Consider the following 16,557-nt stretch of genomic DNA (forward strand, 5'->3'; position numbering starts at 1 on the left):
ATAATAAAGCCAGCCAATAGGAAGCAGTCGCAATGAGCAAGGAAACATTTGATAGCACTCGTTTTAATAAGAGTAAAAACAAACCCTTCGAAGAAGTTCTAGATGCAAACCTTTCAAGAAGAAACGTGTTAAAAGGCGGATTAGGCATCAGTGCAATGACCGCTTTTGGCGCGTTTGGTTTAGCGGGTCACAGCACAGCAAACGCCGCCACAATGCAAGCAACGGGCGCGCAGAAAAGCACCGCAACTCTAGCGTTTGAATCGGTTAAAGGCTCATTGACTGACAGTGTTGTCGTACCGAAAGGCTACACAGCACAAGTGCTCGTTCCTTGGGGCACGCCACTTAACAAGCAAGGTAATGCTTGGTTAAAAGACGGTACAAACAACGCACAAGACCAAGCTAATGCACTGGGAATGCACCACGATGGCATGCACTTCTTCCCGCTTGATGGCAACAGCAATGATGGTTTGTTGGTGATCAACCACGAATACATTGACCAAAAAGCCCTGCACGCTAACGGCCCGACATACAATGAAGGCGCTCGTCCTAACATTGATGAAGTACGCAAAGAGATTAACGCACACGGCGTGAGTGTTGTTCGCGTTAAGCTTGAAGGCAACCAATGGGTAATGGTCGACGACGATCCGCTTAACCGCCGCTACACAGGCGCGACAGTCATGGATCTATCTGGCCCTGTCGCTCACAGTGAGTTTACCAAAACCAGATTCTCACAAGACGGCAGCCAAGCTCGCGGCACATTAAATAACTGTGGCAACGGCTACACACCTTGGGGCACTTACCTAACTTGTGAAGAGAACTGGCCGGGTTACTTTGTCAATAAAGGTGCAACTACACCGGCTCAAGAACGTATCGGCATCGCTACTGACAAAACTCGCTACGGTTGGGACACGCTTTCTGGTGACAAACAAGAACGCTTGGATGAGTTTGCACGTTTTGACGTGACACCAACCGCTGATTCTCCAATGGACGATTACCGTAACGAAGCACACGGTCACGGCTACATTGTTGAGATCGACCCATACACAGCAAACTCACGTGCTAAGAAGCGATCTGCTCTGGGTTGTTTCCGTCACGAAGGTTGTACGTTTGGTAAGCTAACCGAAGGCGAGCCGATCGTATTCTACTCTGGCCACGATTCTCGTTTCGAATACCTATACAAATTTGTTTCTGAAGCGAAATGGGACCCGCGTGACGCTGAGCCAAGCAACCGACTAAGTGCGGGCGACAAATACATGGACAAAGGCACGCTTTACGTAGCTAAGTTCAACGATGATGGTTCGGGCACATGGTTACCGCTAACACTAAACAGCAAAACCACCAACGGTGGCAAGCTAGGTGATACGTTTGACTCTCAAGCAGCACTTATCGTTAATACCGCAGGTGCAGCCGACCTTGTAGGCGCAACCCCTATGGACCGTCCTGAATGGTGCTCTGTTGACCCAATGACAGGTACCGCTTACCTAACGCTAACTAATAACAACAAGCGTAAAGAAGCCAATTCAGCGAACCCTCGCGTAAACAATAAGTTTGGTCATGTTATCCGTTGGGACGAAGGCAAAACGGCAGGCGAATTTGATTGGGATATCTTTGTATTCGGCTCTCCAGCCGTGGAAGACAAATCTATCAACCGCTCTGGTCTAACAGACATGAACCAATTCGCGAGCCCTGACGGCTTAGCGTTTGATGCTCGTGGCATCCTGTGGATTCAAACTGATAACGGCGCAGACGAAGTAACGGGCTACACCAACGACCAAATGCTGGCTGTGGTTCCGTCTCAGTTAACGGATGATAAAGGCAACAGCACGGTGATCGATGCTAACAACCAAGCACAACTTAAGCGCTTTTTTGTTGGTCCAAACGGTTGTGAAGTGACTGGCTTTACTATCAGCCCAGACTTCAAATCACTGTTCGTCAACATTCAACACCCAGCAAACTGGCCATCGTCTGAAGATGCAACGGCTCAAACTCAAGGCAATGTTCGCCCGAGAGCATCGACAGTTGTCATTCGCCGTGAAGACGGTGGTGAAATCGCGGTTTAATAAGCAAATCTAGCTAAGGTCAGCAATCTTACTGCTATCTAGTTTCTGTTCGCTAGCTAAGTAAAATCAAAAAGAGCGATAAGGCTAATTGCCCTATCGCTCTTTTTATATTCTATTCATTCTTTGGTTTAAGTAAGAATCCGAATTTTCAAAACTCACCGTAATCCTAAGTACTCATCATCCCAAGCACGCGTCATCCTCGAGAAGGAGGAACGACTGAGTCGAGGATCTCTCTACCCGTTGTCGTTAAAGCAGAATTAACTCACGAACAACCATACACCCACGCCCATCATTAGCGTGCCGGCAATACGGTTCATCAACTTCACATTGTCAGCCTTGCCGAGCATGTGTTTAAGGCTCTTACCGCCTGTCGCGTACAGAGTCATACAAACAAATTCAGAAGCCAAGATAATAGACACCAAAATCATCAGTTGAGGCGCTAAATCTTTACTGCTGTTGATAAAAGGAGGAAGCAGAGAGATCATAAATGCCCACCCCTTCGGGTTCGCAATTGCAGTCACGAAGCCTTGAACCACCAAGTCCCAATCATTGTTCACTTGAGCTTCTTGATTATCAGTACTGATCGCCAGTTTGCCTCTTGAACGCCACATCTGAACGCCTAAATAGAACAAGTACCCTGCGCCCACAAACTTGAAGCCTGTAAATAACCATGGGTAATTCAGCATGATCGAAGCTATACCCAATACTGCGGCCACTGAAACTACCGCGACGCCAGCCAGTTCACCGATCATCATCCATAATGTACGCTTGTAACCGATGCTCATGCCCAACGTTAACGCCAAGGTCATACACATGCCAGGTGTGATTGACACAAAGAAAAACGTGGGAATAAAAGCCCAAAGTAGCGCGCTATCCATATTATTACCTTATCGACTTATTTTTATTTGAGTGTTTTAGCTTGTTGAACTGTCTTTGTAAGGAGCGACCTTGTATTTAGCGACACAACGAAAAAGAGCCACAATACAGTGGCTCTTTTTCATTACCAACCGTAATTTTACTTACGACGGTTTTTAATTCGCTTCATCATAGTCAAACGACGTTCCGCACTCGCTTGATCTTGAGGCTCTTCGTTCGCGTTGTTCTTACGACCTTGGCGGTTTTTGTAAGCCGACTTGGTGTTCAGCTTTTCAATGTAAGCGTCGCGCTTCTTCGGTTCGTAACCTGGTTGTTCAACACGACGAATACGTTGTTGAATCAATTTCTCAACCTGAACCACGGTTAACTCTTCTTCGCGGTTAACGAAAGACACAGCATGACCTTGCTTACCTGCACGACCAGTACGTCCAATACGGTGAACATAGTCTTCTGCTAGGAAAGGCATGTCGTAGTTGATTACGTGTGGTAAGTCTTCGATATCAAGACCACGAGCCGCAACGTCTGTTGCTACCATTACACGCGCTTTACCTTCTTTAAAATCGTCTAGAGCACGACGACGAGCACTTTGCGCTTTATCACCGTGACACAATACTGCTTTAATGCCATCTAGCTTAAGCTCTTTAACTACATCGTTCGCTGTTTCTTTGTAGTTCACAAAAACAAGCACTTGGCGCCAGTTTTTACGACCAATCAGTTCAGAAAGCAGTTCTGTTTTACGTTCTTGATCCACTGGGTAAACCACGTGGCCGACAGTAGCAGCCGTTGAGTTTTCACGCTCAACACTAATACGTTTTGGTTTACGTAAAATATCTACTGACAGTTGATTCAACTGAGTCGATGTTGTCGCCGAGAACATCATGATTTGTGGCGATGTTTCTACATCCAGCATGATTTTACGAACAGCATTGATGAAACCCATATCTAGGATACGGTCAGCTTCATCAAACACTAGGAACTCTAGGTTAGCAATAGACACGTTACCCGCTTCTAAGTGCTCTTCTAAACGGCCCGGAGTCGCAACCAGAATATCCACACCCAGCTCTAATTGACGAACCTGTGAAGACATCTTGTTACCACCGTAAACCGCTGAAACGCTTAGTTCAGTGTATTTAACGTAGTCTTTGATGTTTTGAGCGATCTGCGCAGCAAGCTCACGAGTTGGAGCAAGAATAAGGCCGCGAGCCGTTCCTCGAGATGCTTTTTTACCGCTGTTCAGTAGGTGCTGAATAACAGGCAATGAGAATGCCGCTGTTTTACCCGTACCGGTTTGAGCAGTAGCAAAAATATCATGGCCTTTACGAGCCATTGGAATCGCTTTTTGTTGAATTGGAGTGAGTTTTTCATAACCACACTCAGTCAACGCTTTGACTAATTCAGGAGCAAAACCTTGAGAGGAAAATGACATTGTTACGGGTTCCTTAAGCAGACAGCCTACATTCTTATTTCAGCCGAGCACTATAAAGTAATTAGAGTGATTTATCTCACATTTATCGTGATATAACGCAAACTTTCTCATTTAATCTGGTGTTTGCACCGCTTAAAACGAAGTAAACACCAAGATCCTTAGTTAAAACAGAAAAAATAGCGCTATTTGATGCCACACAGCTTGAGCAGAATCTTTTCGAGATCGCCCCATGGCATTAGCTGTGAGTCGATCACTTCCAGTCGAGATTCAAAGCCATCGAGTGTGATTTCATTGACTGACACGACTTGATTCGCCACGTTAAACGCGTAGCAACCTTGGTCTGTATTCACCACGGCTTTTACACGTTCAGCCGTCAAATCAGACAACATTGAGAATAGTGCATCAAAGTCGAACTTATGCTCTGCACCAAACAACCATCCACAACTAAAATAACCCTGTCCTTTATTCTCTTTACGGATGAAAGCTTCACCGGGAGGAAGTTGGAATTGAGGTTCTTGTTCAGCGTGATCGTGATGGTGCGCTTCAATATGAGATGAAGCACTGCCATACACTCTTTCAATGTCCAACACTTCCAGTGGCACTTCGCCGTCATGGATTAGCTTATGGAAGACTTTTGCTGGCGTTTGATCAGTCACCCAATCATTAAACACATCGATATCTTCAGAATGAACAAGGTCTACCTTAGTACCAAGAATCACATCTGCACTGTTTAGTTGATCATTGAAATTCTGATTCGACGTGTACTTTTCATTAGATAGATTTCGTGGGTCTACCAAACCAAGCGTCGCTTTTAAATCAACATAAGGTGTGTATTGTTCTGAAGTTAACGTTGCAATCACTTGTTTAGGGTGACCAAGCCCTGTTGGCTCAATCAATAAACGATCTGGCTTTTGGCGAAGTAAGGCATTAATGCCCACCGACATAGGAACGCCTGCTGTACAACACATGCAACCACCCGGTACTTCTTTAATCAAAGCGCCTTGATCTGTCATCAATGCACCATCAATACCAATTTCCCCGAACTCATTAACCAGAACAGCCCAGTTTTCATTTTCAGGTTTATTTTTTAACAGGTTCAAAATGGCTGTCGTTTTACCAACACCCAAGAAACCCGTAATAATATTTGTAGGAACTTTTTTAGTCATATCAGTTCTCCTTTTTAAGGGAGTATATACTCAATCACTAAAAAGTTGACCCCAATCGATTGTTTACACTGAGATTCGTTGATAAAGGTTAGCGCGAAAATAATCAGAAGAGATAGACAGTAGAGGCAGAATGCGGAAATGGGATGCTCCAGACAGACTAAAGGCGTACTTACTCAGTACGCCTCACCCTCGTTACTCAATCGTGAGTTCGCGAATCAGGAAGCCTTAAATATCGACCTGAACATTTAACGAGGAACTAAAACTTTGTTTCTGAATCCATCCAAATTGTGTGTAAAACCTCACTTCTCCTTGCGGTTCGTTATGTTGCTTTACGATTTAACTATGGTTCATTTTTGGGGATATTCAAGCCGCCACCAGAGAAACGATCAAAATTGTGACGGCGATTCCACTATTGCCCATAGATTCCATTTATGTAACACGCACATTCCATAAATGAAATTCAACTTTCCATCTTTGTTGCTATAGGATATGCAGAGGAAGCGTATAATTTACGGCAAGCCCGCCTCAACCTATTCAGGAGCCTTATCTCAATGACCAGAAGAGAGAAAATTAAGCAGTCCCTACTAGCCAAAATGCCAAGGGATGCTATGAATCAATTTCTCTCAAGGGATAAAACCCCAGCTTCCGTTCTCTTTCTTTCTTGTATTGTAGGTGTACTTGCTGGCGTGGTGGGTACCTATTTCGAAGTCGCGGTTCATTTCATCACAGAAACTCGTACCGATTGGCTTAAAGATGAAATCGGCAGCTATTTACCCCTTTGGCTAGCCGCTTTCCTTATTAGTGCTGCATTTGCCTTTATTGGTTACTTCCTCGTTCATCGCTTTGCTCCAGAGGCTGCAGGCTCAGGCATCCCTGAAATTGAAGGGGCGATGGACGGTATGCGCCCTGTTCGATGGTGGAGAGTATTGCCAGTAAAATTCTTTGGCGGTATGGGCGCATTAGGTTCTGGGATGGTTTTAGGTCGAGAAGGACCAACCGTTCAAATGGGCGGCAGTATTGGTCGCATGGTCACCGATATCTTTCGAGTCAAAGATGACGACACTCGCCACTCACTATTAGCTTCCGGTGCCGCAGGTGGTTTAGCCGCCGCATTCAATGCACCACTGGCTGGCATCATGTTTGTAGTCGAGGAGATGAGACCACAGTTTCGCTACTCACTCATATCGATCAAAGCCGTCATCATCTCAGCGATTTCAGCCAACATTGTGTTTCGTTCTATCAATGGCCAATCTGCCGTTATCACAATGCCTCAATACCAACCGCCTGAACTGGATGCTCTGTGGTTATTCTTGTTGTTAGGCGTATTGTTCGGCCTGTTTGGTGTGATTTTCAATAAACTGATTACACTTTCGCAAGACCTGTTTGTGGCAATACACAAGAATGACCGTAAACGCTACTTAATGACAGGTTCCCTGCTGGGCGGTTGCTTTGGCTTATTGCTGCTCTATATACCGGAGTTGACTGGGGGTGGTATTGGTATCATCCCGAACATCACTAATGGCAACTACAGCGCAAACGTGCTGCTGTTAATCTTCTTAGGGCGCGTGCTCACCACGCTACTTTGTTTCGGCTCTGGTGCACCGGGTGGTATCTTTGCACCAATGCTTGCTCTAGGAACACTCTTTGGTTATGCGTTCGGGCTTATCGCTGCGGCATTCTTCCCTGAACTGAATATTGAGCCGGGCATGTTTGCGATTGCTGGTATGGGCGCGTTATTTGCCGCCACCGTGCGAGCACCTATCACTGGTATTCTATTGGTTATTGAAATGACCAATAACTACTACCTAATACTGCCGTTGATCATCACCTGCTTAGGTGCGGTAATCATTGCTCAAATGTTTGGTGGGCAGCCAATTTACAGCCAATTACTCAACCGTACGCTGAAAAATGAGAAGCTAAGACAACAAGACCTCCCTCAACAAGAGGAAGTGCGTTAATTACAAATGACTCATGAAACAAAAGCACACATTCAACGTGCTTAATCTCCCGATTCTGTATCAAAATCAAAAAAGCAAACGTTAAACTTGATATCATCCACTCAAAATTAGTTGAGTTCCCTCAAAATCTATTGATGGGTGACCTACACACTCTAACTAAAGCAAAAAATGCAATATTCTGTAATTAACTAAGTCGGAGTAAGTCGTTGAACTGGAGAAGATTGACCCAAGTAAAAAATGTGCCGCCATCTCAGGCGTCTTTAGCACTTGGCGTTATTGGGTTAGGACAAGCTTGGGCATTATATATCCCGGGCATTGGTGAGATCATTCGCCCCTACCTCGCTTCATTCGGCGCGCTATTATTGCTGCCTGTTTTACTCCGTTATCTAACGAGCTTTAATACCTTCCTTAATGACATACGCCACCCACTAGTGGGTAGCTTAATGGCACCAATGAGTATGGCACTTCTGATTCTGTGCGACTATTTAGCCGAGATATCGCCAGTCATCGCCTACCCAGTTTGGTTCTGTGCGCTATTGCTGCACTTTACCATGATGGTATTGTTCTTTAGCTTTCAAATCATCAACTTCAAAATGTCGAACATTGTACCGAGTTGGTTTCTATATCCGGTGGGTTTGATCAGTAGTTCTTTAGCAGGTACACAGTTCGGGCACACCGTCTTTTCAGAAACACTTGCGGCCACTTGTATTGGTATCTATTTCCTTATGCTGCCAGTAGTGTTGTACCGCTTGGTGTTCGAAGGTAATCTTCCTCGCAGAGCAAGACCAACACTCGCTATCATGGCGGCTCCGGTTAACTTATCTTTAGCCGCTTACTTGGTTAACTTCGACAACCCAGACCCGATTCTGACAGGCGCATTGGCTGGCATTGCTATCACCATGACACTGCTGATCTACTTGTGTTATATCCGCCTAATGCGTCTGAAGTTCCAACCTTCAATTGCTGCCGTCACCTTCCCATCCGTGATCAGCGCTATTGCCATGCATCGATTAACCACGTTTTTCGGCGAGGAATACCCACAATGGTATTGGCTGCACAAATTCGGATTCTTTGAGCTAACTATCGCAACCATCCTAGTGATTTGGGTTGCAGGCGGTTACGTGAAAATGTACTGGCCTGAGTTTTTTGATACTCACTATATGTCGAAAAAGACGAAGCGCTCTTAATCAAGAGCGCCCTCTTTGCTAGAGACATATCTATTCAGCGCTACACCAAACAAAAAAGGCCTCACACTGTGAGGCCTTTTGAATAGGCAAGGTTTTTAATAGATCGGGCAGGTGTTAATAGAACAGCCGGGAGATCTTAGAAGTTAGCGTGAGGGCCGAATACTTCGTAGTGAACGCGTGAACGGTCAACTTTCAATGCATCTAGCTGCTCTACGATGTTCTTCATGAAACCTACAGGTCCACAGATATAGAAGTCGCTTTCTTCAAAGCCTTTTGCATCAGCGATAGACGCTAGATCCATTTGACCTTGATGCGTATTTTCACATGCAGACTCATCTTTGTTCATGTACCACGTTTTCGCTTCCCAACCTTTGTCGGCAACAATGTCTTTAACACGGTTTGTGAACGAGTGTTGACCTACGTTTTCACAAGCGTGAAGGTAAAGTACTGGTTCGTTTTTATCTTCCGTGCTTAGGAACTCAAGCATAGACTGCATTGGTGTAACTCCCACACCTGCAGAGATAAGCGTTACCGGCTTGCTGCGTTCTTGATACATGAAGTCACCCGCTGGTGCGTACAGACTAACCTCATCACCAACAGCAACCGTATCGTGTAGGTGGTTAGATACAACGCCTTGTGTCTCTTGACCTTGTCCTTCACGTTTAACAGAGATGCGGTATTGCTTGCCGTTTGGCTTATCAGACAGTGAGTATTGACGAATCTCGCTGTATTGAGAGCCTTCCGGTTTCACTTCGATACCGATGTATTGACCTGGTGTGTAATCCAGAACGTCACCGCCATCTTTTGGCTGAAGAATAAAGCTAGTTACTAGAGCTGATTCTTCAATCTTATCTGCAATCACGAACGTACGTGCTGCTTCCCACCCACCTACCGCTTGCTTGCGCTGTAGGTAAAGCTCTGCTTCACGGTCGATGAATACTTGAGCTAAGAAAAGGTAAGCCGCTGTCCACGCCTCTTCCACTTCTGGAGTGAACGCTTCTGTTGCCAATTCACGCAGTGTTTCAATCAGGTGCAAACCAACAATTTGGTAGTGCTCTGGTTGAATGTTAAAGCTTGTGTGTTTCTGAGCAATACGTTCAACGGCTGTTGTTAACGCTGCTAGGTTTTCAATGTTCTTTGCATAAGCCGCGATAGCTTCAAACAGTGCAACGCCTTGGCGACCTGTTCTTTGGTGAGTCATATTGAAGATATCTTTCAACTCAGGGTTATGCGTGAACATACGTTGATAAAAGTGCTGAGTTAAAGCCGGGCCTGCGCTCTCAAGTAGCGGGATAGTAGATTTGATGATTTCGATATGTGCGTTGTTAAGCATGAATTTACTCCGAACACTGAGTCTTATGACCTATATGTCATTTTGACTACTTGAAAAATTAAGAATGACTTATCGATTTTCTGAAGCCTTAGTTATTTTTAGAAACTGAGTTATTTTGACTCGTTTTCGTTTCAAAAAATCGCAAAACCTGATTAATGCCACCTGATTGATTGAGATCAAGAATACTCTTTTTAATCAGAGTTATAATCGGGCTTCGATGACTCTTTTGCACAATCGATGCCAAGTTTATCAATCCCCGTCATTACTGGTTTTAATCTCAAAACCCATCTTATAAAAATGTCAAAAAGACCTTTTTTTTAGGTCAATAAGACTCTATTATGTATATAAACACACAGAGTTAGAGTTTTTTATGCAAGATATCTCCGCATCTACCCTCATGGAAATGACCATTGGCCTTGCAAGTGGTGTGAACGATCAAGATCGTTTTAATCGCCTTATCGATGCCATCCGTAAAACCATTACGTGTGATTGTGTCGCGCTTTTAAGCCTTCAAGGTGACACACTAGTACCTATCGCAATGCAAGGGCTCAGTCGAGACACGTTCGGTCGTCGTTTCATCATTTCAGAGCACCCACGTTTTGCGGAGATATGTGCATCTCGCTCTCCTGTTCGTTTCGATTCTGATAGTTCACTCCCTGATCCTTTTGATGGTCTGCTGATCGATCATGATGGCGATCTGCCAATGCACGCCTGCATGGGTTTACCTCTGCTGTTTGGTGACAAATTATTAGGAGTGCTAACCCTAGACAGCCTAAAACCTGATGTCTTCGCTAATATTCCAGCACGTAACCTTGAAGTACTAGCAGCGATTGCGGCTTCAAGCATGCAGATGGCATTGACCTTTTCTCAGCTTGAACATCAAGCCAAACAGTCTAAGCAACTATTAGAAGAGTTAAACGTTGAAGCGTGGGAGCGTGACGGCGGCGAGTTGATTGGTAACAGTGATACCATGGTCGCGCTCAAGAACGACATCGCGGTTGTCGCACCGTCTGAATTTAATATCTTGATTCATGGGGATACTGGTGTTGGTAAAGAGCTCGTTGCTCGTACCCTGCACCACCAATCGCAGCGTAAACGTAACCCACTCGTCTACGTAAACTGTGCTGCAATTCCTGAAAACTTAGTAGAGAGTGAATTGTTTGGTCACGTTCGTGGTGCGTTTACTGGCGCAGACAAAAACCGCTTAGGTAAGTTTGCTCTAGCCGATGGTGGCACACTGTTCTTAGATGAAATTGGTGAATTACCCTTAGCTGCGCAAAGTAAGTTACTGCGTGCGCTGCAAAACAACGAAATCCAACCTGTTGGCCAAGACAATATTCAAACCATTGATGTTCGTGTTCTGGCTGCAACCAACCGAGACTTAAAGCAAGAAGTTGAAGACGGTCGATTCAGAGCCGATTTATACCATCGACTGAGTGTGTACCCTATCGCGGTGCCTGCACTGAAAGATCGTGGTGACGACATCAGCCTATTAGCTGGTTTCTTCTTAGAACAAGCGCGTCGTAAGCTTGGTATCAACCAAGTTAAGTTCCGCTCTGACGTTCTTTCTTTCCTAAACCGTTATGGTTGGCCAGGTAACGTTCGTGAACTTGAGCACGTGATCAGTCGTTCAGCATTGAAAGCATTGGCGCGTAGCACCAATAAAAACCTCGTGACAATCACTAAAGAAGATTGTGGTCCACTCGACCAAGATCAGCCGATTGCGACTACACAGGTGAAGAACACGCCATTATCAACACCAACGATCGACCTCTCTGCAGGGTTACGTGGTGCAACGGATGATTTTCAACGCAGTATCATTACTGAGGTATTGGAAGATGCCAATTTTAACTGGGCACAAGCAGGCCGTGTTCTGAAAACAGACCGAGCAAACCTGACTCGACTGTCTAAGCGTTTAGGGCTAAATGTGGCTAAGTCTCACACGATCGAACGGACAAAATAGATATTAGCGGTTTGTTGCGAGCATCTGACAAAACTTGTGTATATAATGCTGCAAATTGTAACGCTAATTTTAAATATGTAGAGAGAGTTATGAAGTTTATCCGTTGGTTCTTAGGTCGTGTCATCTTGTTATTGAACTTTGTTTTCAGCCCACGTGGTGTGAAGCGTTCTCAAGAAGAGCAAAGCAAAGTGAATGAGCAAGCAAAAACGCACACGTTATACCAATTCGAAGCATGCCCGTTTTGTGTGAAAGTGCGCCGCGCGATGAAACGTCAATCGGTTCAATTTGAACTTCGTGATGCAAAAAACAACGAGCAACACCGCGCAGAACTTGAAGCTGGCGGCGGTCGTGTGAAAGTGCCTTGTCTACGTATTGAAAAAGACGGCAAAACTGAGTGGATGTACGAGTCTTCAGACATCGTTGCTTACTTGGAAAAACAATTCGCATAAGCTCACAAGCTAAGCGAAAGCCAGACATAAAAAATCCCTCGAATGTGAGGGATTTTTTATGTCTGTTATTTGTGAATTCGTCTAGTTTGGAGCAAAAACGCCAGAGGCTATTTGGCGACAATCAGCATCAATTCCACACGGCGGTTACACGCCTTGCCTTGCGCAGAGGCGTTCGTACAAGCTGGTACATACTCGCCAAAGCCTCGTGTATAAATGGAGCGGCTTGACACGTAGTTACTCTCTAATCGAGCCTTCACTTCTTTTGCACGCTGCTCTGATAGCGGATCGTTGATTCGATCTGTGCCCGTATTATCGGTGTGACCTTCAATCACCACATCAATATCTTGGCGCTGAGCAAGGTAGCTGCCCAACGTATCTAGCCATTGGTTATAAGCTGGTTCAGGGAAAGCAGAACCTGTTTTAAAGTTCACGTGCTGCTCAAGCTTTACCATCACATGGTTACCCGGCAATACTTCAAAATCGATGCGGTTTTGTCTTAGAAAGACTTCCAGTGGATCGTTAGTCGATACGCCACGTCCGTAGTTGGTAGTGATGGTGCTTTGTTGATGGGTGCTGCTCTGAATCGAGTATCCACGATTGCTTACTACATGAGTCGTTTGAACCACACCCCATTCAGGATGCATCAAGTCGTAATCGGTTTGCGGTGCAGTTTCTAGCATATCATCGCCCAACATGCCCGTTGGTAATGTCGTTTCACACCCTGCCAAAGCTATGCTTAACATTATCGCTAAATATCTCATTACTTCACCAACCACTCATGCATATAAACCATTCATTAATGTCTATATCGGCACCGAGGGAAAAACTTTAGACGAAAACTTTATACCAAAAGAAACCAGACAAAAAAAGTGCTGTTGATCACAATTAACCGTCAACTAGCCTGCCGTCACCCGCTAGTTCCAACTGTTTGCATTTATTTACCTTATAATTGTTTTCCAATGCGTACTAAATAGTTAGAATCTCACGACTTCTCAACGCTAGAGCAAACATTATGTTTAAACCATTTACTAAATTCATCACAGCACTCGCTGCCGTACTTATTATCGCGGGTTGTAGTGAAACAGACGAGCCACAAAAAGGCGTTCAATACGAAGCGCTTCCAACTGCTCTAACAGAATTTAACTTGTCTCCGATCACTGAAATCTTCTCTCTTAACTGTGGTCACTGCCGTCAAATGGAAAGTGCTATTCCAGAGATTGAATCTCTAACAGACCAAACTATTGGCAAGATGCACGTGACGTTCAACGAAAGCGCTCAAATCAGCGCAATGATCTACTACACAGCAGTGATGCAGCTTGATGCGACGCCTGACCACGCGTTTATGGACGACCTATTTGGTGCCGTTCAAATGGGTGCAGATGCAACACCAGAGCAGCGTCAACAAGCACTAGAGACAGCGTTTACTGCTCGTGGTTTGATTAGCCCATACCAGCTGAACAAAGAACAACAAGTCGCTCTTTTCGACTACGTTAAAAAAGCAGAAGAGATCTCAGTAAAAGGTCAGATCAACTCAGTACCAACCTTTATCATCAACGGTAAATACCAAGTACTAACAGCAGGTCACCAAGACGTTGCTGGTATCGCAAAAACGATCAACTACCTTTTGACTCAACCATAATCGCTGCTTTGCCAGCGGATTAACACATTCTGCATTAACTACGAAATTCAGCACTCAATATAAATAGGTTTTACTATGTCTAAATTTGTCATCCCGGTCATTGTCTTTCTTTTGGCGGGTTTCATGATTTACCGTACTTGGACGAATCATAAGTCTGGCGGAGAAAACTTCGAACAAGGCCAGCAATTTCTAATTGAAAACGGCACTAAAGAAGGCGTGATTACGACTGAAAGCGGTCTTCAATACCTTGTTCTTGAAGAAGGTACAGGCACAGAACACCCAACTAAGAACAGCAAAGTAACAGTTCACTACCATGGTACGCTGATCGATGGCACTGTTTTCGACAGCTCTGTTGAGCGTGGCGAGCCAATCTCATTTGCCCTTAAGCAAGTAATCAAAGGCTGGCAAGAAGGTTTGACTTACATGGTTGAAGGCCAAAAAGTTCGTCTATTCATTCCAAGCACTCTAGCTTACGGTAAAGGCGGTTCAGGCCCTATCCCACCATCATCGACTCTGATTTTTGATGTAGAACTCATCTCTATCAAATAATCGAAGTGACTGATTAAGCCCCAACATACGCGCTATGTTGGGGCTTTTTGATATCTGAACATTTAAAAGCACTTTGACCACTTTCGCAAAGACCGCATATAACTTAGAAAACCGCTAACTAGACGACTGGTCTAATTTAACTTATAGTACCGCCCATGAACGAAAAAACGAATGACACACGCCTACATGTTTTAGATGTTGGCTATCAACTAATAGTAAACAACGGCTTTAACGGCGTTGGCCTATCGCAATTGCTTAAAGAAGCGGACGTGCCGAAAGGATCGTTTTACCACTACTTTAAATCTAAAGAGCAATTTGGTGAGGCATTGATTCAGCACTATTTTGAAAACTACATCACTAAGATTGAAGCTATTTTAGTACACGGTGAAGGTAATCATTATCAGCGAATCTTGAGCTATTTCTCGCTATGGGCGAAGACCGAAAACGGTACCTGTAATGCTCATAAATGCTTAGTCGTTAAACTCAGCGCGGAAGTTTCTGATCTCTCTGATCCTATGCGCCAAGCGCTGTTAAAAGGTGCTGAGAAAGTGACGAATACCATCGAACAGTGCATTGTCGGCGGTATTGCAGATGGCTCTATAAAGGTTGAAGACAGCCGAGAAGCAGCTCAGAATCTATACTCAATGTGGTTAGGCGCCAGCTTATTGAGTAAGTTAAGCCAGAACCCACAGAGCTTGGAATCGGCATTAAGCCTTACCGAACAAATTTTAAGAGGTGAAAGCCACTAACGCGCACTGCGCCTTCTTGGCATTTACTGCTTTAGCTTAAAAGAAATCACCCGCCCTCTTATCAATTTGATGACGGCGGGATTTTTAGACAACAAGACTAGACGACTGGTCTAATTCTAAATGAACATAGTATAAAATTAAGGACATCCAATGACTCAACAAGACAATCGCCGCATCGTATTGGCTTCTCGCCCAGTTGGCGCACCGACTCAAGATAACTTCCGCTTAGAGACAATGGATGCACCTACAATTAGTGACGGCGAGATGTTACTTCGCTCGGTTTACCTCTCTCTTGACCCTTATATGCGTGGTCGAATGAGCGATGCGAAGTCTTACGCAGACCCAGTTGCAATCGATGATGTAATGGTTGGTGCAACCGTGTGTCAGGTTGAAGCGTCAAACAACAAAGACTTTGAAGTGGGCGAATGGGTATTGGCGTACACAGGTTGGCAAGATTACGGTGTTTCTAACGGTGAAGGTCTTATCAAGCTAGGTAAAGAGCCAAGCCACCCTTCTTACGCACTAGGCATCATGGGTATGCCAGGCTTTACCGCTTACATGGGTTTATTGGATATCGGCCAACCGAAAGAAGGCGATACGTTAGTTGTGGCGGCGGCGACAGGCCCTGTAGGCGCAACTGTTGGACAAATCGGTAAACTGAAAGGCTGTCGTGTCATTGGCGTGGCTGGAGGTCAAGAGAAATGCCAGTACGCAAAAGAGGTTCTTGGCTTTGATGAATGTATCGACCACAAGGCAGACGACTTCGCAGAACAACTGGCGAAAGCGTGTGACAAAGGCATCGATGTTTACTTTGAAAACGTTGGTGGCAAGGTATTTGATGCAGTAATGCCTCTTCTAAACACAGGCGCTCGTATCCCTGTTTGCGGCCTTATATCTCAATACAACGCAACATCACTTCCTGAAGGGCCAGACCGCATGTCTAGCCTAATGGGTACTCTTCTAGTTAAACGCATTAAGATGCAAGGCTTCATCATCTTTGATGACTACGCACACCGTTACAACGAGTTTGCGACTCAAATGACCGAATGGCTGTCTCAAGGAAAAATGCACTACCGAGAGCACCTAATTGAAGGTCTAGACGAAGCCCCACAAGCATTCATGGGTCTATTAGAAGGTCAGAACTTCGGCAAACTTGTTATCAAAACTAACGAACCAAAATAGCTCAAAGATAGAATAGGCAG

Annotated in this window: 14 protein-coding genes; 9 read left to right on the forward strand and 5 right to left on the reverse strand. The window is 44.9% G+C overall.

The window, feature by feature from the left end; translation table 11 throughout:
- The first annotated feature begins 32 nt into the window (after positions 1-32).
- A complete protein-coding gene (locus L4C44_RS06380) occupies positions 33-2,060 on the forward strand; it encodes a PhoX family protein (protein WP_428804630.1) in 2,028 nt (675 codons plus the stop codon).
- Positions 2,061-2,317: 257 nt separating this feature from the next.
- Here L4C44_RS06380 and L4C44_RS06385 read toward each other — a convergent pair whose 3' ends face one another.
- The 3 genes from L4C44_RS06385 to L4C44_RS06395 all read right to left on the reverse strand — a co-directional run bounded on the left by L4C44_RS06385 (position 2,318) and on the right by L4C44_RS06395 (position 5,528).
- The gene (locus L4C44_RS06385) at positions 2,318-2,938 is read right to left on the reverse strand and encodes a LysE family translocator (protein WP_146490734.1); all 621 of its coding nucleotides are present in this window, start codon (positions 2,936-2,938) and stop codon (positions 2,318-2,320) included.
- A 137-nt stretch (positions 2,939-3,075) separates the two neighbouring features.
- Entirely contained in the window at positions 3,076-4,362 is a 1,287-nt protein-coding gene (locus tag L4C44_RS06390; protein WP_017631840.1) for a DEAD/DEAH box helicase, read from the reverse strand.
- Positions 4,363-4,544: 182 nt separating this feature from the next.
- Positions 4,545-5,528, reverse strand: a complete 984-nt coding sequence (locus L4C44_RS06395) for a CobW family GTP-binding protein (RefSeq protein ID WP_428804631.1) — start codon at positions 5,526-5,528, stop codon at positions 4,545-4,547.
- Between the two features lie 551 nt (positions 5,529-6,079).
- On the opposite strand from L4C44_RS06395, the gene clcA reads away from it, so the two are divergent.
- A complete protein-coding gene (gene clcA, locus L4C44_RS06400; protein ID WP_146490736.1) occupies positions 6,080-7,486 on the forward strand; it encodes a H(+)/Cl(-) exchange transporter ClcA in 1,407 nt (468 codons plus the stop codon).
- 206 nt (positions 7,487-7,692) lie between these two features.
- The gene (locus L4C44_RS06405; RefSeq protein WP_186728043.1) at positions 7,693-8,673 is read left to right on the forward strand and encodes a TDT family transporter; all 981 of its coding nucleotides are present in this window, start codon (positions 7,693-7,695) and stop codon (positions 8,671-8,673) included.
- 136 nt (positions 8,674-8,809) lie between these two features.
- On the opposite strand, the gene hmpA is transcribed toward L4C44_RS06405, so the two are convergent.
- Complete coding sequence (hmpA, locus tag L4C44_RS06410; RefSeq protein WP_285953581.1) at positions 8,810-10,006, reverse strand: NO-inducible flavohemoprotein; 1,197 nt, start codon at positions 10,004-10,006, stop codon at positions 8,810-8,812.
- Positions 10,007-10,376: 370 nt separating this feature from the next.
- Between hmpA and norR the strand changes: the two genes are divergently transcribed.
- Complete coding sequence (gene norR, locus L4C44_RS06415; RefSeq protein WP_146490738.1) at positions 10,377-11,969, forward strand: nitric oxide reductase transcriptional regulator NorR; 1,593 nt, start codon at positions 10,377-10,379, stop codon at positions 11,967-11,969.
- An 89-nt stretch (positions 11,970-12,058) separates the two neighbouring features.
- Positions 12,059-12,418 carry a glutaredoxin family protein gene (locus L4C44_RS06420; protein ID WP_086714140.1) on the forward strand — a complete coding sequence of 120 codons (360 nt, stop codon included), beginning with the start codon at positions 12,059-12,061 and terminating at the stop codon, positions 12,416-12,418.
- 107 nt (positions 12,419-12,525) lie between these two features.
- Here L4C44_RS06420 and L4C44_RS06425 read toward each other — a convergent pair whose 3' ends face one another.
- Positions 12,526-13,161 (reverse strand): OmpA family protein, encoded by a 636-nt coding sequence (locus L4C44_RS06425; RefSeq protein ID WP_146490739.1) that lies wholly within the window; start codon positions 13,159-13,161, stop codon positions 12,526-12,528.
- Between the two features lie 269 nt (positions 13,162-13,430).
- On the opposite strand from L4C44_RS06425, the gene L4C44_RS06430 reads away from it, so the two are divergent.
- The 4 genes from L4C44_RS06430 (at position 13,431) to L4C44_RS06445 (ending at position 16,537) form a co-directional block, all read left to right on the forward strand.
- Positions 13,431-14,057, forward strand: coding sequence for a thioredoxin domain-containing protein (locus L4C44_RS06430; RefSeq protein ID WP_428804632.1), 627 nt, complete (start codon positions 13,431-13,433; stop codon positions 14,055-14,057).
- A gap of 75 nt (positions 14,058-14,132) precedes the next feature.
- Positions 14,133-14,606 (forward strand): BamJ family beta-barrel-assembly machinery protein, encoded by a 474-nt coding sequence (bamJ, locus tag L4C44_RS06435; RefSeq protein WP_017062642.1) that lies wholly within the window; start codon positions 14,133-14,135, stop codon positions 14,604-14,606.
- A 155-nt stretch (positions 14,607-14,761) separates the two neighbouring features.
- Positions 14,762-15,355 (forward strand): TetR/AcrR family transcriptional regulator, encoded by a 594-nt coding sequence (locus tag L4C44_RS06440; protein WP_428804633.1) that lies wholly within the window; start codon positions 14,762-14,764, stop codon positions 15,353-15,355.
- Between the two features lie 150 nt (positions 15,356-15,505).
- On the forward strand, positions 15,506-16,537 hold the full coding sequence (locus L4C44_RS06445) for an NADP-dependent oxidoreductase (RefSeq protein ID WP_428804634.1): 1,032 nt from the start codon (positions 15,506-15,508) through the stop codon (positions 16,535-16,537).
- The last annotated feature ends 20 nt before the right edge of the window (positions 16,538-16,557 follow it).

The organism is Vibrio satsumensis, assembly GCF_050337435.1.
GTDB lineage: Bacteria > Pseudomonadota > Gammaproteobacteria > Enterobacterales > Vibrionaceae > Vibrio > Vibrio satsumensis.

Bases quoted from the DNA above. Each gene is read 5' to 3' on its own strand.
- L4C44_RS06380 (WP_428804630.1), top strand. From the start codon at position 33: ATGAGCAAGGAAACATTTGATAGCACTCGTTTTAATAAGAGTAAAAAC.
- L4C44_RS06385 (WP_146490734.1), bottom strand. From the start codon at position 2,938: ATGGATAGCGCGCTACTTTGGGCTTTTATTCCCACGTTTTTCTTTGTG.
- L4C44_RS06390 (WP_017631840.1), bottom strand. From the start codon at position 4,362: ATGTCATTTTCCTCTCAAGGTTTTGCTCCTGAATTAGTCAAAGCGTTG.
- L4C44_RS06395 (WP_428804631.1), bottom strand. From the start codon at position 5,528: ATGACTAAAAAAGTTCCTACAAATATTATTACGGGTTTCTTGGGTGTT.
- clcA (WP_146490736.1), top strand. From the start codon at position 6,080: ATGACCAGAAGAGAGAAAATTAAGCAGTCCCTACTAGCCAAAATGCCA.
- hmpA (WP_285953581.1), bottom strand. From the start codon at position 10,006: ATGCTTAACAACGCACATATCGAAATCATCAAATCTACTATCCCGCTA.
- norR (WP_146490738.1), top strand. From the start codon at position 10,377: ATGCAAGATATCTCCGCATCTACCCTCATGGAAATGACCATTGGCCTT.
- L4C44_RS06420 (WP_086714140.1), top strand. From the start codon at position 12,059: ATGAAGTTTATCCGTTGGTTCTTAGGTCGTGTCATCTTGTTATTGAAC.
- L4C44_RS06425 (WP_146490739.1), bottom strand. From the start codon at position 13,161: ATGTTAAGCATAGCTTTGGCAGGGTGTGAAACGACATTACCAACGGGC.
- L4C44_RS06430 (WP_428804632.1), top strand. From the start codon at position 13,431: ATGTTTAAACCATTTACTAAATTCATCACAGCACTCGCTGCCGTACTT.
- bamJ (WP_017062642.1), top strand. From the start codon at position 14,133: ATGTCTAAATTTGTCATCCCGGTCATTGTCTTTCTTTTGGCGGGTTTC.
- L4C44_RS06440 (WP_428804633.1), top strand. From the start codon at position 14,762: ATGAACGAAAAAACGAATGACACACGCCTACATGTTTTAGATGTTGGC.
- L4C44_RS06445 (WP_428804634.1), top strand. From the start codon at position 15,506: ATGACTCAACAAGACAATCGCCGCATCGTATTGGCTTCTCGCCCAGTT.